Source organism: Clostridium sp. DL1XJH146 (genome assembly GCF_054819755.1).
The window spans coordinates 1-268 of the sequence record NZ_JBTVVN010000142.1 but is presented as its reverse complement, the minus strand read 5'-3'; the positions used below and the strand labels follow the sequence as shown (position 1 = coordinate 268).

1 protein-coding gene is annotated in these 268 nt (G+C 67.5%); it reads left to right on the top strand.

Annotated features, from left to right (window positions below; genetic code table 11):
- The coding region (locus ACVHXK_RS18865) for a GNAT family N-acetyltransferase (protein WP_461207942.1) at nucleotides 1-268 on the top strand (268 nt) is incomplete at both ends.

Below are 268 nucleotides of genomic sequence, written 5' to 3'. Positions count from 1 at the left end.
GCCAGCCATGGCCCGTGGCGAGGAATGGCATTGGATGATCCGCCTCGCCAGCGCCCCGGACGACGCCATCGGCAACATCTCGCTGTTCGATCAGCCGGGCAATCACCGTGGCTTCTGGCTGGCCCCCGCCTGGCAGGGGCACGGCTACATGAGCGAGGCCTGCAAGGCGGTCAGCCGCTTCTGGTTCCAGACGCTGGAAAAACCGCTGATGCAGGTGCCCAAGGCCGTCCCCAACCAGGGTTCGCGGCGCATCTCCGAACGCGAGGGC